The sequence below is a fragment of the Reella acinonychis genome (genome assembly GCF_052384575.1).
Lineage (GTDB): Bacteria > Pseudomonadota > Gammaproteobacteria > Enterobacterales > Pasteurellaceae > JBQSUQ01.
On the sequence record NZ_JBQSUQ010000015.1, the window covers coordinates 175,259 to 200,744 of the forward strand.

The 25,486-nt window shown below is 39.2% G+C and carries 22 protein-coding genes and 1 other annotated feature; of the genes, 9 read left to right on the forward strand and 13 right to left on the reverse strand.

Translation table 11 applies throughout. From position 1 onward, the window contains the following. Positions 1 to 32 precede the first annotated feature (32 nt). Entirely contained in the window at positions 33 to 1,247 is a 1,215-nt protein-coding gene (locus ACT2CV_RS07715; RefSeq protein WP_464972948.1) for a pyridoxal phosphate-dependent aminotransferase, read from the forward strand. A 38-nt stretch (positions 1,248 to 1,285) separates the two neighbouring features. Here the strand turns inward: ACT2CV_RS07715 and proC are convergent, their stop codons facing one another. Further along, positions 1,286 to 2,101 carry a pyrroline-5-carboxylate reductase gene (gene proC / locus ACT2CV_RS07720; RefSeq protein ID WP_464972949.1) on the reverse strand — a complete coding sequence of 272 codons (816 nt, stop codon included), beginning with the start codon at positions 2,099 to 2,101 and terminating at the stop codon, positions 1,286 to 1,288. A gap of 123 nt (positions 2,102 to 2,224) precedes the next feature. Between proC and rdgC the strand changes: the two genes are divergently transcribed. Then, positions 2,225 to 3,130, forward strand: a complete 906-nt coding sequence (rdgC, locus tag ACT2CV_RS07725) for a recombination-associated protein RdgC (protein WP_464972950.1) — start codon at positions 2,225 to 2,227, stop codon at positions 3,128 to 3,130. A 3-nt stretch (positions 3,131 to 3,133) separates the two neighbouring features. Next, a complete protein-coding gene (locus ACT2CV_RS07730; protein WP_464972951.1) occupies positions 3,134 to 3,886 on the forward strand; it encodes a class I SAM-dependent methyltransferase in 753 nt (250 codons plus the stop codon). 35 nt (positions 3,887 to 3,921) lie between these two features. On the opposite strand, the gene ACT2CV_RS07735 is transcribed toward ACT2CV_RS07730, so the two are convergent. Then, a complete protein-coding gene (locus tag ACT2CV_RS07735; protein ID WP_464972952.1) occupies positions 3,922 to 4,833 on the reverse strand; it encodes a DUF1266 domain-containing protein in 912 nt (303 codons plus the stop codon). A 196-nt stretch (positions 4,834 to 5,029) separates the two neighbouring features. Beyond that, positions 5,030 to 5,156, forward strand: a sequence feature (His leader region). A 33-nt stretch (positions 5,157 to 5,189) separates the two neighbouring features. On the opposite strand from ACT2CV_RS07735, the gene hisG reads away from it, so the two are divergent. The 3 genes from hisG to hisC all read left to right on the forward strand — a co-directional run bounded on the left by hisG (position 5,190) and on the right by hisC (position 8,781). Beyond that, positions 5,190 to 6,089, forward strand: a complete 900-nt coding sequence (gene hisG, locus ACT2CV_RS07740) for an ATP phosphoribosyltransferase (RefSeq protein ID WP_464972953.1) — start codon at positions 5,190 to 5,192, stop codon at positions 6,087 to 6,089. Between the two features lie 349 nt (positions 6,090 to 6,438). After that, complete coding sequence (hisD, locus tag ACT2CV_RS07745; protein ID WP_464972954.1) at positions 6,439 to 7,725, forward strand: histidinol dehydrogenase; 1,287 nt, start codon at positions 6,439 to 6,441, stop codon at positions 7,723 to 7,725. 3 nt (positions 7,726 to 7,728) lie between these two features. Next, positions 7,729 to 8,781, forward strand: a complete 1,053-nt coding sequence (gene hisC / locus ACT2CV_RS07750) for a histidinol-phosphate transaminase (RefSeq protein WP_464972955.1) — start codon at positions 7,729 to 7,731, stop codon at positions 8,779 to 8,781. A gap of 61 nt (positions 8,782 to 8,842) precedes the next feature. Here hisC and mutT read toward each other — a convergent pair whose 3' ends face one another. From mutT to secM, 3 genes are all read right to left on the reverse strand, one after another. Next, positions 8,843 to 9,247, reverse strand: coding sequence for an 8-oxo-dGTP diphosphatase MutT (gene mutT / locus ACT2CV_RS07755; protein WP_464972956.1), 405 nt, complete (start codon positions 9,245 to 9,247; stop codon positions 8,843 to 8,845). A 45-nt stretch (positions 9,248 to 9,292) separates the two neighbouring features. Then, positions 9,293 to 11,998 (reverse strand): preprotein translocase subunit SecA, encoded by a 2,706-nt coding sequence (gene secA / locus ACT2CV_RS07760; RefSeq protein ID WP_464972957.1) that lies wholly within the window; start codon positions 11,996 to 11,998, stop codon positions 9,293 to 9,295. A gap of 64 nt (positions 11,999 to 12,062) precedes the next feature. After that, positions 12,063 to 12,362 carry a secA translation cis-regulator SecM gene (secM, locus tag ACT2CV_RS07765; RefSeq protein WP_464972958.1) on the reverse strand — a complete coding sequence of 100 codons (300 nt, stop codon included), beginning with the start codon at positions 12,360 to 12,362 and terminating at the stop codon, positions 12,063 to 12,065. Positions 12,363 to 12,456: 94 nt separating this feature from the next. Here secM and ACT2CV_RS07770 point away from each other — a divergent pair, with 94 nt between their 5' ends. Next, positions 12,457 to 12,768 (forward strand): DciA family protein, encoded by a 312-nt coding sequence (locus ACT2CV_RS07770; RefSeq protein WP_464972959.1) that lies wholly within the window; start codon positions 12,457 to 12,459, stop codon positions 12,766 to 12,768. A 38-nt stretch (positions 12,769 to 12,806) separates the two neighbouring features. Here the strand turns inward: ACT2CV_RS07770 and ACT2CV_RS07775 are convergent, their stop codons facing one another. The 7 genes from ACT2CV_RS07775 to fadR all read right to left on the reverse strand — a co-directional run bounded on the left by ACT2CV_RS07775 (position 12,807) and on the right by fadR (position 20,496). After that, entirely contained in the window at positions 12,807 to 14,429 is a 1,623-nt protein-coding gene (locus ACT2CV_RS07775; protein ID WP_464972960.1) for a phosphoethanolamine transferase, read from the reverse strand. A gap of 119 nt (positions 14,430 to 14,548) precedes the next feature. Then, positions 14,549 to 16,036 (reverse strand): nicotinate phosphoribosyltransferase, encoded by a 1,488-nt coding sequence (locus ACT2CV_RS07780; RefSeq protein ID WP_464972961.1) that lies wholly within the window; start codon positions 16,034 to 16,036, stop codon positions 14,549 to 14,551. Positions 16,037 to 16,153: 117 nt separating this feature from the next. Then, a complete protein-coding gene (locus ACT2CV_RS07785) occupies positions 16,154 to 17,014 on the reverse strand; it encodes a Dam family site-specific DNA-(adenine-N6)-methyltransferase (protein WP_464972962.1) in 861 nt (286 codons plus the stop codon). 11 nt (positions 17,015 to 17,025) lie between these two features. Beyond that, entirely contained in the window at positions 17,026 to 18,114 is a 1,089-nt protein-coding gene (aroB, locus tag ACT2CV_RS07790) for a 3-dehydroquinate synthase (protein WP_464972963.1), read from the reverse strand. A 21-nt stretch (positions 18,115 to 18,135) separates the two neighbouring features. Next, positions 18,136 to 18,663: a shikimate kinase AroK gene (gene aroK, locus ACT2CV_RS07795; RefSeq protein ID WP_464972964.1), complete on the reverse strand. Its 528-nt coding sequence runs from the start codon at positions 18,661 to 18,663 to the stop codon at positions 18,136 to 18,138. A 201-nt stretch (positions 18,664 to 18,864) separates the two neighbouring features. Then, a complete protein-coding gene (xerD, locus tag ACT2CV_RS07800) occupies positions 18,865 to 19,758 on the reverse strand; it encodes a site-specific tyrosine recombinase XerD (protein WP_464972965.1) in 894 nt (297 codons plus the stop codon). 12 nt (positions 19,759 to 19,770) lie between these two features. After that, positions 19,771 to 20,496 carry a fatty acid metabolism transcriptional regulator FadR gene (fadR, locus tag ACT2CV_RS07805; protein WP_464972966.1) on the reverse strand — a complete coding sequence of 242 codons (726 nt, stop codon included), beginning with the start codon at positions 20,494 to 20,496 and terminating at the stop codon, positions 19,771 to 19,773. 145 nt (positions 20,497 to 20,641) lie between these two features. On the opposite strand from fadR, the gene nhaB reads away from it, so the two are divergent. Both nhaB and dsbB read left to right on the forward strand, forming a co-directional pair. Next, complete coding sequence (nhaB, locus tag ACT2CV_RS07810; protein ID WP_464972967.1) at positions 20,642 to 22,216, forward strand: sodium/proton antiporter NhaB; 1,575 nt, start codon at positions 20,642 to 20,644, stop codon at positions 22,214 to 22,216. Between the two features lie 31 nt (positions 22,217 to 22,247). Beyond that, the gene (gene dsbB / locus ACT2CV_RS07815; protein ID WP_464972968.1) at positions 22,248 to 22,787 is read left to right on the forward strand and encodes a disulfide bond formation protein DsbB; all 540 of its coding nucleotides are present in this window, start codon (positions 22,248 to 22,250) and stop codon (positions 22,785 to 22,787) included. 117 nt (positions 22,788 to 22,904) lie between these two features. Here the strand turns inward: dsbB and ACT2CV_RS07820 are convergent, their stop codons facing one another. Then, positions 22,905 to 25,460 (reverse strand): penicillin-binding protein 1A, encoded by a 2,556-nt coding sequence (locus ACT2CV_RS07820; RefSeq protein WP_464972969.1) that lies wholly within the window; start codon positions 25,458 to 25,460, stop codon positions 22,905 to 22,907. Between the last annotated feature and the right edge of the window lie 26 nt (positions 25,461 to 25,486).

The window sequence follows — 25,486 nt, forward strand, 5'->3', positions numbered from 1 at the left end:
GTTATGTTTTTTCTATTTTCTGAGGACGATGTATGGAGTTTTTCCCAAAATCTGACAAATTAGAACACGTTTGCTATGACATTCGTGGGCCGGTACATAAAGAAGCCCTACGCCTTGAAGAAGAAGGGCATAAAATCTTAAAACTCAACATCGGTAATCCTGCCCCATTTGGCTTTGAAGCCCCTGATGAAGTGCTTGTGGATATTTTGCGCAACTTACCTTCTGCACAAGGCTATTGTGATTCAAAAGGTATTTATTCTGCACGCAAAGCGATTGTGCAATATTACCAATCTAAAAATATTCGCGGTGCGACGGTTAATGATGTGTATATTGGCAATGGCGTCTCTGAATTAATAACCATGTCATTGCAAGCATTGTTAAATAATGGCGATGAAGTCTTAATTCCTATGCCTGATTATCCATTATGGACAGCGGCAGCGACTTTAGCAGGCGGTAAAGCAGTTCACTATCTTTGTGATGAATCATCCGATTGGTTCCCAGATGTAGAAGATATTAAAAGTAAAATCACTTCTCGTACAAAAGCAATCGTGGTAATTAATCCCAATAACCCAACGGGAGCGGTTTACAGCAAACAAGTATTACAAGACATCGTTGAAGTTGCTCGTCAACATGGGTTAATTATTTTTGCTGATGAAATTTACGACAAAATTTTATACGATGGCTCAGAACATCATCATCTTGCGGCATTAGCGCCTGATTTATTAACTATTACGTTTAATGGATTATCAAAAGCCTATCGTGTTGCCGGTTTCCGCCAAGGTTGGATGATTTTGAATGGTCCAAAAAATCATGCAAAAGGTTATATTGAAGGTTTAGATATGCTGGCTTCGATGCGTTTATGTGCGAACCATCCAATGCAACATGCCATTCAAACAGCATTAGGCGGCTATCAAAGCATTAATGAATTTATTTTGCCAGGTGGACGTTTATTGGAGCAACGAGATAAAGCCTTTGAATTGATTAATCAAATCCCAGGTGTAAGCTGTGTGAAACCCAAAGGTGCGCTTTATATGTTCCCTAAACTTGATGTAAAAAAATTCAATATCTATGATGATGAAAAAATGGTATTAGATTTATTACGTCAAGAAAAAGTCTTATTAGTGCATGGACGCGGATTTAACTGGCATAGCCCAGATCATTTCCGTATTGTGACCTTACCACATATTTCTACCATAGAAGAGGCGCTAAACAAACTCGCCAGATTCTTAGAAAATTATCGTCAATAAAAAGAAAGGCACCAGAAGGTGCCTTTTGTTTACTTAGCCTAAAACAATTTTTCCATTTCTTTTGAACGCGCAATGCAAGCTTGCATCGCTTGTTCAACGATTTTATCCAGTTGGTGCTGGTTAAATTCAGCAATGGCGGCAGCGGTGGTGCCACCTTTAGAGGTCACATTTTCTCTCAACTGAACTAAAGACAACTGTGGATTCTCCACCACCATCTTGGCCGCACCTAAAGCCGACTGCTGAACTAATAAACGTGCTTGTTGTTCCGTAAAATCCATATTTTGTAAAGCTTGCTGCATCGCCTGCATAAACAAGAAAAAATAAGCAGGACTCGATCCTGAAGCGGCAGTAACAATATGCATATCTTGCTCATCGTCCACCCAACAACTTTGCCCTACCGCATTCAATAAGTCCTGTGCGAACTGTTTATATTCAACCCTAGTTTGTGGCGAAGCATATAATCCTGACATACCTTCCGATACTAAAGCTGGCGTATTTGGCATAACTCGCACAATATGCTGAGCAGAAGGCAACAACGCAGTTAAACGCTGAACAGAAATCGCTGCCATAATTGAGATAATTAATTTATGCTCAACATTCAATCCGGCCAACAAAGAACAAACTTCCGCTGCTGCCTGAGGCTTCACTGCTAATACCATTACTTCTGCTTGTTCAACAGCTGTCCGATTATCAACGCTGATATTCACCCCTTTCTGTGCAAAAAATTGACGCTTTTCTTCGTTAGGATCACAAACTGTAATCAAGTTTGATGGATAACCTTTTGCCAACAAACCAAGTACAATCGCTTGTGCCATATTGCCGCCGCCAATAAAACAAATTGATTTATATTCCATACTTTCCCCGTTCCTAAAAACACAATGTGGTTGATTATACGTCACTTTGATTAATTCACCATGATTTTCATAAAACTATGCTAAAATTGACCGCACTTTCATAACATTTTATAAGGATTCTTTATGTGGTTTAAAAATGCGCTTATTTACCGTTTAACTAAGCAGCTTGATTGGTCAGAACAACATTTACAACAAGCTCTTGCCGCCCATGAATATCACCCTTGCCAACAATCAGACATGAGTAAATTTGGTTGGGCAGCACCATTAAAAACCAGCGAAGCGCTTTATTTCAACAATGGAAAACAAATATTATTAACCGCACATAAAGAAGAAAAAATATTGCCTAGCCATGTAATAAAAGCGGAATTAGATCAACGTATTAATCAAATTGAACAGCAAGAAAATCGCAAATTAAAGAAAACTGAAAAACAGGCGCTGAAAGATGATGTAGTTGCAGTGTTACTCCCTCGTGCATTTAGTAAAAATCAATGCACTGCGATTTGGATCAACACAGAAACAAATCTTCTTTATGTGGATAGTGCTTCAACAAAACGCGCAGAGGATGCTTTGGCATTATTGCGGAAATCCCTCGGTTCTTTGCCAGTAGTGCCATTAAGTTTCTCTAATGATCCTGCTGTTGTTATGACAAATTGGCTTAGTGAAGACAATTTACCGCCTTATTTCACCGCACTTGAAGAAGCTGAATTAAAAGCAGCGGACAATCAAAGTGTTATTCGTTGTAAAAATCAGCCTTTAGACAGTGAAGAGATCCTTTCTCACTTGGAAAAAGGAAAATTCGTCACGAAATTATTGCTAGACTGGGATGAGCATTTAAGTGTGGTATTGTCGGAAGACGGCTGTCTAAAACGCTTAAAATTTGCCGATCAAATTCGTGAAAAGAATGACGATATTTTAAAAGAAGATATCGCCCAACGTTTTGATGCTGACTTTTTATTAATGACCAGCGAATTAACACAACTTACAGAGAATCTATTAGACGCCTTTGGTGGTGAAAAAGAGCGCCTTTAATTTATGAATAATCAGCAAAAATCGGTTTATGATAGCGAAAATTTCTTTGCGCTTTATCAAAAATTGCGGGCCAATCCCATTAGCTTAAATAACATTGTGGAGAAACCCACAATGCTATCCTTACTGCCTGATTTACAAGGTAAAAAAGTGCTCGATTTAGGGTGTGGTACAGGCGAACATTTACAGCTTTATTTGCAAAGAAAAGCAAAATTTGTCATGGGCATAGATCTATCAGAATCCATGCTACAACAAGCTGAAAAAAATCTTGCCGATTTTCAACCGCACTTTGCATTACAGCAGTTGCCAATGGAAAGACTTTCTCAGCTTGATGAAAATCAGTTTGATTTAATCACAAGTTCTTTTGCTTTCCATTATGTGCCGGATTTTGCCACCTTATTGCAGGATATTTATCAAAAATTATCCGCCAATGGATATTTAATTTTTTCCCAAGAACATCCAATTGTGACCGCTTATCAAGGAGGAGAACGCTGGGAAAAAGATGAGAATAAACAACAAGTTGCTTATCGTTTGAATTTCTATCGCGAAGAAGGCGAACGCGATCGCAGTTGGTTTAAGCAACCCTTTAAAACTTATCATCGCACCATGGCAACGATTATTAATCAGTTGATACAAACAGGGTTCCAAATTGAACAAATCGTCGAGCCGATGTTGGCAGATCAACCTGAATGGCATAATGAATTTAGGGATCTGCAACATCGCCCTGTTTTATTATTTGTGAAAGCAAAGAAAAAATAACTAATTGTATCCAATGGGTTATTTTAATGAGGCGTTTAGAACGGATGTTTCACTAATGGACTAACTCGATTTTCTAAACATTCTTTTACGCAAAGTACTCTTTCTCTTATAAAATATTTTTCTTGTTCCGCCGATATCGCCCAAGACACAAAAGAAACTAAATAAGAGTAAGCTAATTCTTGCCAGCTAGCATAATTGGCATCGATACATTCTCCCGTTGTAGCTAATAGTTTTCGTAATTCATCTTCATCAAGATATCCACAGGCATAGCTTGCTCTTGCTACCCAAATTAATCTGATTAAATGGAAAGCAGCTGCATTGGTTTGTTTCGCCTTTGGAGTAAAATTCATTCCAAATTCAGTGATAAGATTATCGATTTCCTCAATATCAGCAGACGCTAACATTACTTTTAGATCATCATTTACAGCTTCCCACAGCCCCTCAATAGTTTCAATCGCTGATTCACTATCTTTAATTTCCCAAGATAATTCAAAGCTATCCTTTAAACCACCACTTTGCAATGGATCTGTCGCATACTCTAACGCATTAATATAGAAGAATTCTCCAGCTTTAACGCGATGCTCTGGTTGAAAATAAGGATTCTCTGCTAATTTTTTAAGATTTTTATTATCCGTAATTGCGATATCACTAGATTCGTATAAAACGCTCGCTAAAACAGCTTTTTCTTCGTTAGCACTATTGATAAGTAATTTTGGCGTTTTTGTATACAGTATTTGGAAAGGCACTTTCACATCTGAATTTTCCATGACTTTCTTCATAATCGCCCAAATGGCTTGAAAAACGACATAAAGTCCAAACATAGCAATGATGAGAATCGGCAACCATTTACCTAGAAAAGTGGCATTTTCCAACGTTTCATAAAGGCCAAGTTCAAACATCACATACCACATAATGCTAAATATCATTAGACTTCGTACAAGTTTCATACTGTTCTCCTTAAATTCAAACTTCTTTAACTCTAACATAATGTCAAAAAAAAGAACAACTTAGCTATTTTATTTTCGTTTTTAATTTTAACGACTAATAAAAAGACAAAAAAATTCTTGCCAAGCTCATTTTTTTGCAGTAAGTTGAATAGCAATTAACCAATTAGGAAAACAACATGATTTTTAACCGCGCTTTTCATCATCATTACAAAACCTGATTTATCTTTCAGGCGCTTTGTAATGCTTGGAAGATAAAATTCTTCCGAGTGTGCGGCAAACCCAATTCATCAACCTCTCGGAAGTGATTTCGAGAGGTTTTTTATTAACTAAAATTACAATAATACAAGGGATAAAATATGACAAATACAACAAGATTACGCATTGCAATGCAAAAATCAGGGCGTTTAAGCCAAGAATCCCAAGCCTTACTCAAACAATGTGGGGTCAAAATTAATCTACAAGAACAACGCCTTATCGCTTACGCAGAAAATATGCCGATCGATATTTTGCGAGTGCGTGATGATGATATCCCAGGTTTAGTGTTTGACGGCGTGGTCGATCTTGGGATTGTGGGCGAAAACGTGTTGGAAGAAGCACAATTAGATCGCCAAGCCAGTGGCGAAACGGTGGAATATAAACTGCTCCGCCGTTTAGACTTCGGCGGTTGCCGTTTGTCTATCGCCGTGCCACAAGATGATCATTATCGTAATATCAACGACTTACAAAATGCCCGTATTGCTACATCGTACCCGAATTTGCTCAAACGTTATATGCAACAGCAAGGAGTAAATTTTAAAACCTGTTCGCTGACAGGATCAGTGGAAGTCGCACCACGAGCAGGGCTTGCCGATGCCATTTGTGATTTGGTGTCTTCAGGTGCAACCTTAGAAGCTAACGGTTTAAAAGAAGTGGAAGTGATTTATCGTTCAAAATCTTGCTTAATTCAACGAGCAACCGCTTTAGATACCGAAAAACAAGCCCTTGTGGATAAATTGCTCACTCGCATTCAAGGGGTACAACAAGCGGCAGAATCGAAATACATTATGCTCCACGCCCCAAAAGACAAATTAGCGGAAATTACCGCACTTCTGCCAGGGGCAGAAAATCCAACGATTTTACCGCTAGCCCAAGACGAGCAAAAAGTCGCAATGCACGTTGTCAGCCAAGAAAATCTGTTTTGGGAGACAATGGAGAAATTAAAAGAGATTGGGGCAAGTTCTATTTTGGTACTGCCGATTGAGAAAATGATGGAATAGCTTGTTACTTTTACTCACAAGTTCGCACTACGTGCCGTTGGCGAAACCAACGTTCAAAATCCTACGGATTTTGTCTTTGCGTTGCCAAAGACAAATGTGAAAACATTTGAATGTTGCCTTTAGGCAACAGCCCGAAGGGCGAGCAAGGCGAGTAAAAGTAACCAAAAGAAAGGCAACCCTACTTCGTTGCTATTCCGCTCTTAGATGAAATTTTTTAACGGCTAATTTTGCAACTCGCCAACTCCGTTGGCTCAAACACTCAAAATTAACCTAAAAATTTCATCACAAGCGGGCAACTCAGAAGGGAAAATAAATTCTAAAGATCGTTATAAAAACTTAGGGTTAAAAAATGCAAACACTGATTTGGAATAACTTAACAGAAACCGAAAAACAAACCGCACTTTCACGCCCTGCACAAACAGTGGGCAACCAAATTACCGTGGCAGTGAATGAGATCAAAGCCAATGTGCTGGCGAATGGCGATAAAGCGTTGTTTGAACTGACGGAAACCTTCGATAAGGTAAAACTGAACAGCCTTGTCATTTCTGAAGAGCAAATTGCCGCTGCAAGGGGGCGGATCTCGCCAACATTGTGCAAAGCGATTCAAACCGCCAAAGGCAATATTGAACGCTTCCACCAAGCGCAGAAAAATCAAGAAGTGGATATTGAAACCCAAGCAGGCGTGCGTTGCCAAGTGCTAACTCGCCCAATTGAAAAAGTGGGCTTGTATATCCCAGGTGGCTCTGCTCCGCTCTTTTCGACGGTGTTGATGCTTGCCGTGCCTGCCAAAATTGCAGGTTGCAAACAAATTGTGCTGTGCTCGCCGCCACCGATTGCCGATGAAATTCTTTATACCGCTCATTTATGTGGGGTAGAAACCATTTATACCATTGGTGGTGCCCAAGCTATTTTTGCGATGGCAAATGGTACTGAAACAGTGCAAAAAGTGGATAAAATTTTCGGGCCGGGCAATGCGTTTGTTACCGAAGCCAAACGCCAAGTGATGATGAATGGCACGGCGATTGATATGCCTGCAGGCCCTTCCGAAGTGCTAGTGATTGCCGATGAATTTTCGGATCCTGATTTTGTAGCAAGCGATCTGCTCTCTCAAGCGGAACACGGGGCAGATAGCCAAGTGATTTTAGTGACGGACAGCTTAGCCCTTGCCCAGCAAACCGAACAAGCGATTGAACGCCAACTTGCCTTGCTCCCACGCCAAGAGACCGCTCGCAAAGCCCTTGAGCATAGTCGCATTTTTATTTCTGATGATTTGCAACAATCTGCCCGAATTAGCAATGCCTACGCCCCTGAACACTTGGTGGTGCAAATCGAAAATCCACGCAATTTACTGCCTTTTTTAGATAACGCAGGCTCGATTTTCTTAGGGGCGTATTCCCCTGAAAGTATGGGCGACTACGCCAGCGGTACTAATCACGTTCTGCCGACCTACGGCTACACCCGCACTCATTCAAGTTTAGGTTTAGCCGATTTCAGCAAACGAATGACGGTGCAAGAACTCACGCCACAAGGCTTTAAAAACCTTGCAGAAACCGTAATGTTAATGGCAGAAGCCGAGCAGTTAGAAGCTCACAAGCAAGCCGTGGCAATTCGTTTAACCAAATTGGAACAGGAGTAATTGATGTCAATTTCATCACTTTCACGCAAAAATATTCAAGCCTTAACGCCCTATCAATCGGCTCGGCGATTAGGGGGAAAGGGAGATATTTGGTTAAATGCCAATGAATATCCAACCTCGCCAGATTTTGATTTAACCCAACGAACCTTTAACCGCTACCCTGAACCACAGCCGCAAGCGGTGATTGAGGGGTATGCCAAATACGCTGGCGTTAGCGTGGACAATGTGTTGGTGAGCCGTGGGGGCGATGAAAGTATCGAGCTAATTATTCGTGCCTTTTGTGAGGCCGACGACAGCGTGCTGTATTGCCCACCAACCTACGGAATGTATGCCGTGAGTGCGGAAACCTGCAGTATCACCTCAAAAACCGTGCCGCTGACTGCGGATTTCCAACTGAATTTAGCCGAAATCGAACGCAATTTGGCGGACGTGAAAGTGGTGTTTGTGTGTAGCCCCAATAACCCAACAGGCACCCTCGTCAATCGAGCAGATTTGTTAGCCTTATTAGAAATGACGAAAAACAAAGCCATTGTGGTGGTGGATGAAGCCTATATCGAATTCTGCCCCCAAGCAACAATGGCAACGGAGCTGAAACATTATCCGCATCTCGCTATTATCCGCACCCTGTCCAAAGCCTTTGCCTTGGCTGGTTTGCGTTGTGGTTTTACCCTTGCTAACCCAGCGTTGATCAACGTGCTACAAAAAGTCATCGCCCCTTACCCTTTGCCCGTGCCAGTGGCAGATATTGCCACCCAAGCCTTGCAATCGGCTGGGATTGAGGCAATGCAACAGCGAGTAGAAGAAATTTTACAAAATCGCACCGCACTTATTGAACAACTGGAAGTACTACCAATTGTGGAAAAAGTTTATCGCAGTGATGGCAATTACATATTAGTGAAATTCAAAGATGGGGAAAAAGTCTTCAATACGCTTTGGGAGCAAGGCATTATCTTACGCAATCAGCATAAAGCATTAGGATTAGCAAATTGTATTAGAATTACCATTGGCTCAAAGTCCGAAATGGAAAAAACCTTGCAAGCTATTAAAGCCATATAAACAAAAGTACGCCTTGGCGTACTTTTGTTAAGGATATTTTTTGCATAAAGTGCAGTGGATTTTACTGCACTTTTTCTGCTAATAAGCGTTGAATTAATTTGGCGTTCGCTGGCGGGAATTGCCCTGCGTCCAATTCCGTTTGATCTAACCAAAAGCCTGATTGTCCTTCTCGTCCGAAAGGTTCACCCACCCATTGTTCAACCAGATAAAAATAAAAATGGAGAACCTTGTTGGGATATTCAAATAAAAATTGTTCAAAAAGCACCGCACTTATCACATGGATACCAATCTCTTCTTCCAACTCGCGTTTTAGCGCTTGTTCAGGCGTTTCATTAGCATTAACTTTCCCCCCCGGAAATTCCAAGGCTTGTGCAAAATCTTGCCCTTCTAAACGCTGCGTAAGATAAATTTGCCCAAATTCATTACGAATAATGCCTGCGGCAACTTGAACGATTTTTTTCTTCATATTAGATCCTGTGAGTAAAAGTGCGGTATTTTCTACCGCACTTTTTTATACTCTCGCGCGATTGCCATGGCAATGTTTATATTTTTTGCCCGAACCACAAGGACAAGGTTCATTACGACCAATCTTGCGTTCATTTTCAGCGATGGCGACTTGTTCATTTTGCTCTTCAGTAGCACCATTATATTGCATAGCCTGTGCTTGACGCTCTGCTGCTTCTTGATAAGCACGTTCCGCTTGTTCAACTTCTTCTGGCGTACGAACCTGAACACGACTTAATGTTCTAATCACACTAAATTTCAACGCATCTAACATATTGGTGAACATGGCAAAAGATTCTTTCTTATATTCTTGTCTTGGATCTTTTTGCGCATAGCTACGCAAATGAATTCCCTGACGTAAGCGATCCATTGAAGCCAAATGTTCTTTCCATAATTCATCAAGAGTTTGCAACATAATACCTTTCTCGAAATTACGCATGGTTTCTTCGCCAACCATTTGTTCTTTACGTTGGTATTCACTTACCGCTGATTCTAAAATACGATCACGTAATTTGTATTCATCAAATTGGTTATCTTCTTCTAACCAATGTTGAAGCGGTAAATCAAGCGCAAAATCTTGTTGTAGGCGCAATGTCAATCCTGGGATATCCCATTGTTCTTCCAACGATTGTGGTGGAACATATTCATCAATCACTGCATTAAATACATCTTCACGAATAGCCTGGATCGCTTCTGATACATCGCCATTATCCAATAATTCATTACGTTGAGCATAAATGGCATGACGTTGATCATTCGCCACATCATCATATTGAAGTAGATTTTTACGACCATCAAAGTTATGCGCTTCTACTTTTGCTTGTGCAGAAGCAATAACCTTCGCTAATAGCTTAGATTCCATCGCTTCGCCTGGCGTACTGAAGGCTTTTCTCATCATGTTTAGTTTGCCTTCATTTAAGTAAATACGCATTAAAGCATCATCTAATGACAGATAGAAACGAGAAGAACCTGGGTCACCTTGACGGCCTGAACGTCCACGTAGCTGGTTATCGATACGACGAGATTCATGGCGTTCCGTACCAATAATATGTAAACCACCCGCTTGTTTTACGATCTCATGACGTTTTTCCCAGTCCGCTTTAATTTGTGCGATCTGTTCTTCGGTTGGATTTTCAAACTTAGCAATTTCAGCGCGCCAGTTACCACCCAATACAATATCCGTACCACGACCCGCCATATTAGTTGCGATAGTTACTGCACCTGGATAACCTGCATTAGCCACAATTTCTGCTTCTTGCGCATGGAATTTCGCATTCAGTACATTATGTGCAATCCCTGCTTTCTTCAATTCATTTGAAAGTAATTCCGATTTTTCAATGGAAATGGTCCCAACTAAGACTGGCTGTTGACGAGCAACGCAGTCTTTGATGTCTTCAATAATCGCATCAAACTTGTATTGTTCGGTTTCAAACATCACATCAGTGCGATCATCACGAATCATCGGCAAATTGGTTGGAATAACAACGGTTTCTAAACCATAAATTTGTTGGAATTCAAAAGCTTCCGTATCCGCTGTCCCCGTCATACCCGCTAATTTCTCGTATAAACGGAAATAGTTTTGATAAGTAATAGAGGCAACAGTTTGGTTTTCACCTTGAATTTCCACACCTTCTTTGGCCTCAATGGCTTGGTGTAAACCATCTGACCAACGACGCCCCGCCATTGTACGACCAGTATGTTCATCAACGATCACGATTTCGCCATCTTTAACCACATAATCCACATCTTTTTGGAATAAGGTATGCGCGCGCAAAGCCGCATTAATATGATGCACCAAGCCTAAACGTTGTGGGGAATACAAGCTTTCATCTTCACCCATTAAACCTTGTTCAACTAACCATTTTTCGCATTTTTCCTGACCGCGTTCTGTCATATGCGCTTGTTTATGTTTTAAATCAAGTGAATAGTCGCCTTCACCTTGGAATTCTTCACTATCTTCTTTCTCTTGTTCTACCAAAAGCGGAATTAATTTATTGATCGCAATATATAATTCTGAACTGTCTTCAGCAGGACCTGAAATAATCAACGGGGTACGCGCTTCATCGATCAAAATCGAATCCACTTCATCCACTAAGGCATAATGTAACGGACGTTGGAAACGCTCAGCCGCAGAATGTGCCAAATTATCACGCAAATAGTCAAAACCAAGCTCACTGTTTGTCGCATAGGTAATATCTGCTTGATAAGCTTCACGTTTCACATCATGTGGCAAGCCTGGCACGTTCACCGCCACACTCATGCCTAAAAATTCAAATAACGGACGGTTTGTTTCCGCATCGCGACGCGCTAAGTAATCATTCACTGTTACTACATGAACACCTTTACCTGTTAAAGCATTCAAATAACAAGGCAAGGTTGCGGTTAAGGTTTTCCCTTCACCAGTACGCATTTCGGCAATGTTACGTTGCGTCAACACCATGCCGCCTACTAACTGCACGTCAAAATGGCGCATACCGAGAGTACGCTTACTCGCCTCTCTAACGGTCGCAAAAGCTTCTGGCAAGAGCTGCTCTAAGGCTTCGCCATTTTGTAAACGCTCACGAAACTCGGCTGTTTTTGACCGCAGTTCTTCATCACTTAATGCTTCAAAAGTTGGTTCTAAGGCATTGATTTTTTTAACTTGTTTATTTAAACGACGTAAAATACGATCGTTACGGCTACCAAAAATTTTGGTCACAATAGTTCTTAACATAATTCTGTTCTCTGTTGAATAAAAAATAAAATGTGCAATTGCACAAGGATAAAAATGAGATGAATTATGCCAAAGGGCTACCACGAATTGGCGCGTGTGCGAAATGAATTGCCGCCACAAAGTGCGGTTGAAATTCGGTGAGTTTTACCGCAACAACACCGCTCTGCTGAATTTGCGCAGCTTGCGCTTTTTCTTGATGAACTTGATAAATAGTTCGTAGCGTTTGTTGCTGAATAGACTGATTTTGATAGGTATTTAAGTGTTCCGTTCTATCAACGGCTTGCACATCAGGCAAAGCAAAAATCGCAATCATACTAATAAATAATTGCGACCAAAAACTATGCTTACCCTTTGTTAACATCATTAAAATTACGGATCCTAAAAAAATTGAATTAAATTATAGCGAAAATTCGTTACAATGTCGTTAAATATTGGGATGATTGGCGAGAAAACAAGCGATGAGCATAAAAAGATATCAAAAAACAGTCAATGTGAAACAGTTGTTAGAAAAATCCGATTTCGCACAACTCATGCAAAAAGGATTACAAATTTATGCTTTTGACCAACATATCCAAAAAGTTTTCCCAAGTCAATTCAAAGGGTTATATCGTGTTGCTAATTTCACAGAAGACACATTGCATTTTGAAGTCGCCAATGCCATGGTACGCCAAGCCTTTTTATTCCAACAAAAAGTATTGCTCACACAAATTCAGCAAAGTCATCCCCATATCCAACACCTCCAGTTTAAAATCAACCCTGCTTTAAGCTAAAAAGTGCGGTCTTTTTCACCGCACTTTTTGTTTCTACTTTATTTCTTGCAAGCCTTAATAATATCCATATCAGGACGATAAGTATCACTAATATGCGACATATCCATCAAACCAAAAACGGTGCTGAAAATATTATCGTGAGAATAGGATTTTTCCGCTGCATTTTTACGTAAACATGCTAAATCAACGCCTTCATATTTTTGCCAAGTTGGTGAAAACCACATAACCATAGGAACGCTTGTTTGCTCTTTCGGTGCAATCGCATAAGGTGCAGAATGTAAATAAACGCCATCTTCGCCCAAGGATTCACCATGATCTGACACATAAAGCACCGCACTTTCCCATTCATCACGTTTTTCTAATTTAGCAATAACTTTGTCAATGAACTGATCAATATACAAAATTCCATTATCATATGTATTGACAAGCTCTTGATTTGAACATTTGTTAATTTCATTAGTATCACAAGTTGGCGTAAACTGGCGATATTCCGGAGAATAACGCTCATAATAAGTTGGTCCATGACTACCAATCGTATGTAACACTAATAAAAGATCGCGTTGGCTTTTATTGACAATTTCATCAAATTTCGTCAATAGAACATTGTCTAAACATTCGCCATTATGGCAAAACTCCGCTAAATTTAATTCTGTGACATCCATATTAGGCACGTTCTTACACACGCCTTTACAACCCGAATCATTTTCTAACCACATCACATCAACATTTGCACGTTGCAACACATCTAATAAATTGTCTTGATGATCTGCTTGTGTATTAGAAAAATCTTTACGATCCAATGTGGAAAACATACAAGGCACCGAAATCGCGGTTGCGGTACCACAACTTGATACATCTTTGAAATTAATGATTTGATCGCCTCGTTTCGCTAACAATGGGGTGGTTTGACGAGCATAACCATTTAATCCCCAGTTTTGCGATCTTGTCGTTTCGCCAACAATGAGAACTGTAACATGGCGATAATGATCAGGTTTATCTTGTGCGACTGCTAAATCTTGTTGCAAATAAGGCATATTGTTTTCACGCCATTCTTTGCTCTTTTTAATGGTTGCGCCAATAAAGTTAGAAGGTACAAGTAAATGGGTTATGCTTTTATTGTTACGGAAAAAAGCGGCATAATCTTGATAAAACACTTTAGCAACGCCCGCAAACACTAATACGGATAATAAAATTAAGCCTAAACGCACCGCACTTTCTTTCCACCAAAGGCGATAGCGCACTTTCACCCAGCAATAGAGCAATGCAGGAATAATACCTAAACCCACAACCCAAACCACAAAATTCGTGGTAACCAACCTTAAACTTTTCGCGGCATTTGTTTGCAATACATTCGTCAACATCGTGGCATCAAAGTAAATATCGAAAAAGACCATGTTATAAGCAACAACAGCGCTAATCACAATTAAACAAGGAATGATAACTTTGTGCAGAACAGGGATTGCAATAAGCTGAAATGCCGCATTAAGAATGACAAAAATCACTAAGGGCATGGTATAAATAAAATAATCCGTTGGACTATTTGTTAGCGGATTGACTGATAATACTTTGCGGTAAAAGGCATAATTTAGTACCACAGTAAAATAAAGTGATACCCAAAATATTAATATTGAAGAGGACACAGCAGGTCTTTTCAATTTCATAGCTAAACTCCAAAATAAAAGCATATAAAAAGCGTTCACTTAGAGTTTTTCGTACATAGGAAAGTTCCTATTGCCAATAAAAAAGTGCGGTCTTTTTCACCGCACTTTTTGTATAACTTTTAACATTGAGCGAATACGCGTTGACGAATTTGGTCAAAGTCTGTGAGATTATGTAGCATACCGTTTTCAAAAATGAGTTGCAGCTTGTCATCACTGAAATCATCATCTGCGGTAAGTCCATCAATATAATGATCCCAATCCAAGACTTTGACGCGACCTTTTTGCGATTTTTTCAAACCATCGTCGGTTTTTGGTGCTTTGAAAATGGCTTTTTCTTTGCCATCAATAATAATGGAAGTGGCTTTTACTGCAAAACCTAAGGTATCTCGCGTATTGCTTTGATAAGTCCGAGAACCTACGCCAAATACGATATTACTTGAAGCAAAACCTTTTGTTTTCAGTCCATTGAGAATATTGATCATTTTCTCGAAATTCACACCGTCGCCATAAATAACACCGATATGTGGATCTAATACTTTGTAGCCTTTGCTATTCACCACGCCACCAAAAATATCCCATAGGCTTTCGATCAAACCTTTGCGTTCAATTTCTGTTTCTGCATTGAGATTACCACATAAAATATCCATGGCATCACCACTATCAGGGCGGATAACAATTTTTGCCATGTCTGGACGCGCCATAATTTCATCTTTCAAAATAGGGAGATTGACGCCAATGTTATGCCAAAAATCCGTTGTATCAGCCACAATCGATAGCATATTGTTAGGGAATTTTTTCATTAAATAACGGAAAGTTGGCAATTCATCCACGCCATGCGAACTCATCACAGAATGTTCGCTAGCAGGAATGGAAGTACCAATCAGTTCTTTTGAGCCATAATAATATTCAACATAAGAAATCGCAGGAATGGTATCAGTGCCTAAGAACGCAGTTAAATGTGCAGCGCCAGAACTTTCCGTGGTTTCTAACGAACTCATTCCACGCATAGAAAAATCATGGGATTGAAAAGGAATATGATCTTGGTTATCACAGGTTTCTTGCGCATATTGTAATAATGTTTTGCGGTAAAGACGGGCAATTGAAGCCGATGTCATTGGTTGCCATAAAGAAACATTGATCATCGTTTCAATATAGTTGGTCAACCAGAAGAAATCTTTATGCGTATTTTCAATGGTCATTACTGGCACTTTTAACGCCACAGATTGCCCTTCAGGAATAGCTTTAATGCGCAAAGGCAAATAACCAAGCTTGTGCAATTGGGCAATATGCTCTCCCGTTGTTTTCATGCCTAAAGTGCGGTCAATAAAATCAATATATTCATTGAGAATTTCATCTAAAGGGCGAGCAAAAAAGTTCTGGTTAAAATAATTGATGAGATACTTAATAATAAAGCCTTGAAAACCAAAACAAACAACACGATCAATATGAGGCGCAAGTTTATTGCTGCGTGGCGTGAAGGTGCTATAAATAACCTGTGATTGTTCAGGATATTGCTCACGATGAGAAACTTTATAAAAATCGCATAGCAAAATAGGCATTGCAGTTGCAGATAATGCATAAGGTGCAGAAGAAGGGTTATGTTGCATAGTCACTTTCCTTATCATCGATAATTTTTTGGAAAGTGTAACAGTTTTCAGAAAAAATGAAAGCTATATATCACAAAGTGTAAACTTTAATCAAAATAGAATGAAAATTTGTAACATTTACTTCACTTTAAAACATGCAATCAATTCCCCAACTTTAATACGTTTATCGGAACGTTGACTAATTGAGCGTTGCACTCTGATTTTACGCAAATAAGCATCGCGATAAATCTCACGCGTAAAGGAAGTATCATGGTTAGATATAAACACAGGAATATGGCGTTCTTGTTGAGTTTGTTTGGCTAATTCCGCTAATGCTCGCTGGTGATGTAAGCCAAAATCATGACCTGAATATTGCGTAAAATTGGAATCTTGCTCTAAAGGCGCATAAGGAGGGTCACAATAAATAACAGAATCTTCATCCGCCAAAGCGAAAGTATGGTGGAAATCTGCACAAATAAACACCGCACTTTGTGCCTTTTCCGCAAAGAAACGCAATTCTTTTTCAGGAAAATAATGTGTTGCATAGGAACCAAAAGGCACATTAAATTCATTTTTGGCGTTATAACGACAAAGCCCATTAAAACCAAATCGATTGAGATACACAAATAATACAGAACGCCAGAAAGGATCGGTTGATTGATTAAATTCATCTCTTTTCGCGTAATAATAGCTCGCTGTATTCGCATTGCTATGAAAAAAGATGGGACTTAATGCGTCAATATAGCGATCCACGTCTTGTTTAACCGTATTAAAAAGATGGATCAAATCAGGATTGATATCCGCGAGCACATAGCGTTCAAATTGACTATTTAAAAAAACAGAACCTGCGCCAACAAAAGGTTCAACAAGGCATTTTTTATGTTTGGGCAATAAACGATTAATGTCATCAGTTAAACGGAATTTTCCACCAGCCCACTTCAAAAATGAGCGATGTTTTTTAACGATTGGTACATCCTTCCCTTTAACTGATTTTGGCATTTGAATAAGGGCTAATCTAATTGAGAACAAGCTTCAATAGCGGCTAACACCAAGTTTTTATCTGTGTCTGTTGCTACATAAGCTTGTCCCAACGATTGTAATAAAACTAAGCGTAACTTACCCGCCAATACTTTTTTATCGCGCATCATATGAGGTAAGTAATCTTCAGGTTGCATGGTATCAGGGCTAACTGTTGGCAAATTCGCTCGCGCCAATAATTTTTCTAAGCGTCCAACATCTGCAATAGAAATATGACCTAATTTTTCCGATAGCGCAGCAGCCATCATCATCCCAGCCGCAATGGCTTCACCATGCAACCAATTGCCATAACCAAGATGTGTTTCAATGGCATGACCGAAGGTATGACCTAAATTTAACAAAGCGCGATCGCCTTTTTCAGTTTCATCTCGAGCCACAACATCCGCTTTAATTTGGCAACAGCGGGCAATACAATATTGTAACGAAGTTTGTTCTAGTGCAACTAAGCTATCAATATGCTGCTCTAACCATTGGAAAAAATCCACATCTAAAATAGCACCATATTTAATCACTTCAGCTAGTCCCGAATTGACTTCACGTTTAGCCAAGCTATTAAGCGTTAAAGTATCAATAATCACTGCTGCTGGCTGATAGAAAGCACCAATCATATTTTTACCTAATGGATGATTTACTGCTGTCTTACCGCCTACCGATGAATCTACTTGTGCTAATAATGTGGTTGGAATTTGAATAAAGCGAACACCACGCTGATAACTTGCCGCTGCATAACCTGCTATATCGCCAATAACACCACCACCTAAAGCAATAATAGTGGTATCACGTCCATGATTTTCAGTTAAAAGTGCGGTGTAAATTTGCTCTAATGATTGAAGACTTTTATATTTTTCCCCATCAGAAAGCAACACATGACTTACCTGACAACCAATTTGTTGCAAGGTATGAGTAACAGTTTCTAAGTATAAAGGTGCAATGGTCTGGTTAGTGACGATCATCACTTTATCACCAGATTTCAGTGGATAAACTGAAGTATCAGTCAGCAAGTTCTCACCAATATAAATTGGATAACTACGTTCTTTTAACTCAACCTTTACACACTGCATTATCGGCACCTTTATCCTTAATTAGCCATGAAAATTATCAATAAGATCAATAATCTGGTTAGCCATCACTTTTGCACTTTGCTCATCCGTTGGTAATGTGATGTCTGCAATTTCTTCATATAATGGGTTACGTACTTTTGCTAAATCTTCTAATACTTGACGTGTATCTTCCACGCCTTGCAATAAAGGACGTTTTTTGTCACGCAAAGTACGCTCATATTGTTTATCTACTGTTGTTTGTAAATAAATAACAATACCACGTGCAGATAAATAATTACGTGCATCTTTGGAAACAACTGCACCGCCACCAGTTGAAAGTACAATACCCTGCTTTTGCGTCAACTCATTAAGAATACGCTCTTCGCGCTTACGAAATCCTTCTTCGCCTTCTAAATCAAAAATCCAACTGATATCAGCACCCGCGCGTGTTTCAATTTCAGTATCAGAATCAATAAATTCCATGCTGAGTTGTTGTGCTAATTGACGGCCAATGGTACTTTTTCCAGCCCCCATTGGTCCAATTAAGAAAATATTACGTTTTTCTGCCATTGTTAATTATCTTTTTTAAATTCTTCGAGTAAAAATGTGATCTCTTATCGCTTCAACAAAGCTCAATAAAATGAGATCTCCTAAACTGCGAGATTATCGCAATAAATTGCCCTGTTTTTCAACCTAAAAGGGAAATATTTTCCGTATTTTTATGCATAAACTGCCAAATACGAAAACTTAGACAAATTCCACCGCACTTTGTTAACCGCGGGGATGAAATTTTTCGTGTAAACGCTTTAATCGTTCTTTGGCGACATGGGTATAAATTTGTGTCGTTGATAAATCACTATGCCCCAACAACATTTGCACAACTCGCAAATCAGCACCATGATTGACTAAATGGGTGGCAAATGCATGACGTAGTACGTGAGGAGAAAGGCTGTCGCTATCAATATCTGCCAAAATGGCATAATGTTTTATGCGATGCCAAAAAGTTTGCCTTGTCATTTGTACTGCGCGCTTGCTAGGGAAAACCACATCTGAACTTTGCCCATTCAATAAAATAGGGCGACCATATAAAACGAACTGATTAACCCAATAGGCTGCTTCTTCGCCCATAGGCACAATGCGTTCTTTATTACCTTTACCAATGACGCGAACAACCCCTTGTTGCAAGCTGATACTGTCCATGGTTAAAGATACCAATTCTGTGACGCGCAGCCCTGTCGCATACAATAATTCCAACATGGCTTTATCACGCAGTTCTAAAGGCTCATCGGTGCAGGGGCAATTCAGCAAATCCCCTACTTGTTCTTCGCTCAAATATTTAGGTAAACGACTAGGCAATTTAGGCGAGCTTAATATAGCACTGGGATCATCCTGACGATATTGCTCTCGGTACAAATATTGAAAGAGCTTTCTCATCGCACTTAATAAACGCGCGGTACTGGTTGCTTTGTAGCCTTTTTCTACACGTTCGCCTAAAAAATGCTGTAAATGGATGCTATCTAATTCTAGTAAGGTTAAGGTTTGTTGCGCAGACCAATCAGACAACGCGGTTAAATCAAGGCGATAAGACTGAATCGTATTATCTGATAAGCCTTTTTCTAACCAAAGTTCATTGAGAAATAAGTCAATAAGTGCGGTGTCTTTCATCTTAGTTTTGAATTATAAACCAAAATCATCTGGTAAATGTTTCAGCATTTCTTGCCATATTGCCGTACTACTCTCACGATTTGTCGCCATACAAACCGCTGCTTTTTCATAATCTTTTGCCTCGCAAGCTTGGAGCAATGACAGATAAAAAGCCATGGTAAGCTGGCGTGATTTTGGATTAGAAAAGAACAACTTCGCCACTTGATGATACATCGCTTTAAAGCTATTTAAAATTAAGCCATAAACAGGTTTGTTACCCACAAAGGTGAATTGACGGAATAATTGATAATCGAACTCGGCATAAGCTTGAGCGTCGTCCTCAAGTGCGGTCAAATTTTCAAATAATTTCAGCGAAGCCTCAGGATTGGTGCGAATCGCTTCTGGAATATAGTATTCCGCCATTCTGGTACGCAACGACACCACATTCGAAATAATGGTTGGCATCAGGCTACGATCAAGTTGGATAAGGGTACTAATAATATTTGGGCCACCCGTTTCCCAAATCTGATTCACTTTAGTTGGCTTACCATGTTGAATATTTAACCAACCCTCTCTTGCTAAACGTTGTAATACTTCTCTTAAGGTTGTGCGAGTGACACCAATTTTATCCGCCAGCTCACGTTCCGCAGGCAAATCAGAGCCTGCTGGGAAATGATTATTCCAAATACATTGAACAATATATTCTTCCGCTAAAGCGGCTGGACTTTGTGCTTTTAACAAAATTTGTTGGTTTGTCATCTTTATTTTTCTTTAATTTAGATCAAAAAAATACTCAAAATGAGTGAATACGCTGGCAATTTTTTCATTTACAAGTGAAAATAGCAAGATATTATCACTTTAAAATAATAGATATGCAAAACATATATTAAGGATGTAAATTAATATGAGCTATATTCAAGCATTTATGAACAACTTTTTGGGTAAAAGTCCAAATTGGTACAAAGTAACTATTGTTGCATTTTTATTAATCAACCCTGTTATTTTCTGGATGAATCCTTTTATTGCAGGTTGGTTATTAGTCGTCGAGTTTATTTTTACATTAGCTATGGCGTTAAAATGCTATCCACTACAACCAGGTGGTATGCTGGCCATTGAAGCAGTCACCATTGGCATGACCAGCCCAGAACACGTAAAAGCTGAAATCATGGCAAACTTTGAAGTTATCCTGTTATTAATGTTCATGGTTGCCGGTATTTACTTTATGAAGCAATTATTGCTTTATGTCTTTACCAAATTATTACTTAAAATCCATTCTAAACTCGTCCTTTCCATTTCATTTTGTTTAAGCGCTGCATTCCTTTCTGCTTTCTTAGATGCGTTAACAGTGATTGCAGTTATTATTAGCGTTGGTATGGGTTTCTACGGTGTTTATCATAAGGTGGCATCAGGTGGAACCTTTGAAGATCCATCCGATATTACTAATGATGACAAAATTAAAAATAATGCACAAACTTTGGAAGAGTTCCGCGCATTTTTACGTAGTTTATTAATGCACGCGGCTGTAGGTACAGCGTTAGGCGGCGTAATGACATTAGTTGGTGAACCGCAAAACCTGATTATTGCAGAGCAAGCAAACTGGGGATTTAAAGAGTTCTTCTTACGTATGTTGCCTGTGACCTTACCAACATTGGTTTGTGGTTTGCTCACTTGTATCGTCGTAGAAAAATTCCACTTATTCGGTTATGGCGCTAAATTACCGCGTGAAGTTTGGTCAATCTTAGCCAAATATGATCATAACAACGAAATGAAGATGACAAACCAAGATCGCGTCAAACTCTTAGTACAGGTGTTTGTGGGTGTTTGGTTAATTATTGGTTTAGCATTCCATCTTGCCGCAGTTGGTTTAATTGGTTTAAGTGTCATCATTTTAACAACTGCTTATTGTGGTGTAACTAGCGAACATGAATTAGGTAAAGCATTCCAAGAATCCTTACCATTCACTGCATTACTCGTTGTCTTCTTCTCGGTGGTAGCGGTAATTATTGATCAACATTTATTTGCACCAATTATTACTTACGTATTAGATGCAGCGGAAAACGTACAATTATTGTTATTCTATATTTTCAATGGTGTACTTTCTGCCATTTCAGATAACGTATTCGTTGCAACGGTTTATATTAATGAAGCAAAACAAGCATTAATCAACAACAGTATTTCAGCACAGCAGTTTGAACTTTTAGCAGTAGCAATTAACACTGGGACAAACTTACCTTCAGTTGCAACGCCAAACGGTCAAGCCGCGTTCTTGTTCCTATTAACCTCTTCACTTGCACCATTAATTCGTTTATCCTACGGCAGAATGGTATATATGGCATTGCCTTATACTATCGTATTATCTATCGTTGGCTTGCTAGCAGTGGAATATTTTCTACCTGGTGTAACACAATGGCTCATGGAATTAGGTTTGGTTAGTGAACCTCATATTCCGCTCAATGCAGTTGGTACTGTAGCGCATTAAGGTGCATAACAAAACAAGAAAAGGAAACCAAATGTTCAACTCAATTAAAGTGCTTTCAACTAAACGTGGAACTTGGCTCTTATTACTTTTTTCAGTAATTTGCCTAGAAGCTACCGCACTTTATTTCCAGCATGGAATGGGATTAAGACCTTGCGTCATGTGCATTTATGAACGTGTCGCCTTATTTGGCGTTGGAATCGCTGGCATTTGGGGATTGATCGCACCTCGATATCTAATTATGCGACTTATCGCATTAGCATTAGGATTATGGGGTGCTATTCAAGGTTTCTTGTTATCAACAAAACATGTTGGATATCAATTAGATCCAAAACCATGGGATCAGTGTCCAGTTACCGTTGATTTTCCTGCTACTTTACCATTGGATAAATGGTTACCTGATGTATTTCATCCAACAGGTTTATGTACTGAAATTGGCTGGCGTTTTTTAGATTTCACTATGGTACAGTGGCTTGTTTTTATTTTCGCTGTGTATTCTGTGTTATTAGTGATTATTTTACTAAGCCAAATTTTCGGTGGCAGAATTAAAAAACAACGTCGTTTATTCAATTAATTCAAACAAAAAGTGCGGTAAAATTTACCGCACTTTTTCTATCCAATCGACTGACCTAGCTATTAGGTATTAATAAAAAAGTTAGCTTATCTGCTAACTTTTTTACTTTCTATCCCATTAGAATAATTCCTCTCTATGTGTTGGGCTACTAGAAGGTAAACCTGGTGGCACATAGTAACCTTTCTCTTGAACAAATGCCCGTTTCGGTTCAGTGCCTTTGATGAAATACTCTACTCTGCCACCTGAAGATAATAATCCTGAACCAATATCAATGCTTTTTTCCACAATATTTGGTGGTAACTCTAATTGACGTTCAGGCAAATCACTTAAACTGGCTTTCATATAAGTAATCCAAGCTGGCATTGCACTTTTCGCCCCATTTTCACCTTTACCTAGGTTACGTTTATTATCATCAAAGCCAATATAGACCGCTGTAGTTAAATTCGCGCCATAGCCCGCATACCAAGCGACTTTTGAATTATTGGTTGTCCCTGTTTTTCCACCAATATCACGACGTTTAAATTCTTTCGCCATACGCCAGCTAGTGCCTTTCCAATCCAAACCTTTTTCACCGAAGACAGCCGTATTCAACGCACTGCGAATTAAAAAAGCAAGCTCACCAGATATTACTCGAGGTGCATAGATTACATCTGAATTTTCAATTTTGTTTGCGGTAATTACGCTAAGATCTTCTGCTTTTAATTGACCATCTTTACCACTTAATTCCGGGTTATCATCGTTCAGCGCTTCGACTTCTTCCTCTATATTCGCACTTTTGTTAACAGCGACATCACCACTTTCAACAATCTTGGTATTTTCTGCAAAACCATCAATTTTTTCATCCGTTTCGCTATAAATAGTTGGGATGTCATGACAAGTGATACAAGCAATTTTTGGATTTGCCTCAAAAATAACTTTGCCCGTATTATCTAAGATTTTCTCAATCAAATAAGGCTCAATTAAGAAACCACCATTATCAAATACCGCATAAGCTCTTGCCATTTCGAGCGGTGTAAAGGATGCTGCACCTAATGCTAAAGCTTCACTGGCAAAATACTGATCGCGTTTAAAGCCAAAACGTTCTAAAAATTCTGCAGTAAAAGGAATCCCTGCCATTTGAATTGCACGAATTGCAATCATATTCTTAGATTTGCCTAACCCCACACGTAATCGCATAGCACCTTCAAAAACATTAGGTGAGTTTTTAGGTCGCCATTCTGGTTGACCTGGCTTTTTAATGATAATTTGAGAATCTTGTAAAACACTAGATAAGGTTAAACCTTTTTCTAAAGCAGCCGCATAAATAAATGGCTTAATTGTTGAGCCCACTTGTACCAGTGATTGAGTTGCGCGATTAAATTTACTTTGTTCAAAACTAAAACCACCAACCAATGCTTCAATGGCACCATTATCACTATTTAGAGAAACTAACGCTGAATTAACTTCTGGTATTTGCCCTAAAGTCCATTCGCCATTATCTCTTTTTCTAATCCAAATTTGCTCACCTTTTTTGACACCTTTTTTACCCGCCCAAGCCATTGCTTGATGAGATAAAGTGACATTTTCACCATTATTTAATAGTAATTGAGCACCACTTTTTCCAACCTCTAGCACTGCTGCTGGAATAAATGGATATGAATTGGGTAACTTACGCAATTCATCAATAATTTTTTCACTATCCCAAGCTTTCTCAGATGGTGACCATAATGCCGTACCACCACGATAACCATGGCGTACATCATAGGCAATGATATTATCGCGCACAGCTTTTTGTGCTTCATATTGATCCTTGGAAAGTACAGTTGTATAAACACGATAGCCGCGGTTATAAGACACATCTTCACCATAACGGCGAACCATTTCTTGACGTACCATTTCTGTTACATAATCCGCTCTAAATTCCAATGCAGCGCCATGATAGCGTGCCACTACAGGTTCTTTAGTCGCCAAATCATAATCCGCTTGGCTAATAAACTTCATTTCTAACATACGTCCTAAAACCACATTACGACGACTCTCTGCTCGTTTTACAGAATATAACGGGTTCATTGTTGATGGTGCTTTTGGTAAGCCTGCAATAATTGCGATTTCTGATAACGAAAGATCATGTAAATTCTTACCAAAATAAGTTTTCGCTGCAGCTGCAACACCATAAGAACGATAGCCTAAATAGATTTTATTTAGATAGAGTTCTAAAATTTCATCTTTTGTTAATGTATTTTCAATTTCAACCGCTAAAAAAGCTTCTTTTGCTTTACGGATCAATGTTTTCTCTGGTGTTAAGAAGAAATTACGTGCCAATTGTTGCGTTATCGTACTTGCCCCTTGTGAAGCACCTCGATTACTAATCGCTACGGTCACAGCTCGTGCAATGCCCACAGGATCTAAACCATGATGTTCATAAAAACGGCTATCTTCTGTTGCAATAATGGCATTAATTAATTGTTGCGGCACATCCTGTAATTTGACTGGAATACGGCGTTGTTCCCCCACTTCACCAATAAGTTTCTCATCAGCAGTAAAAATCTGCATAGGTTGTTGTAATTCAACGGTTTTTAAGCTTTCCACATCTGGCAAGCTAGATTTGATATGCATATAAAACAAACCAACAGCAACGCATCCTACCACAACCAATGTGAGTAAGGTACTTAATATCAATTTTGCGATCTTCATTCCAAAACGCTCTCTAAATAAATGTG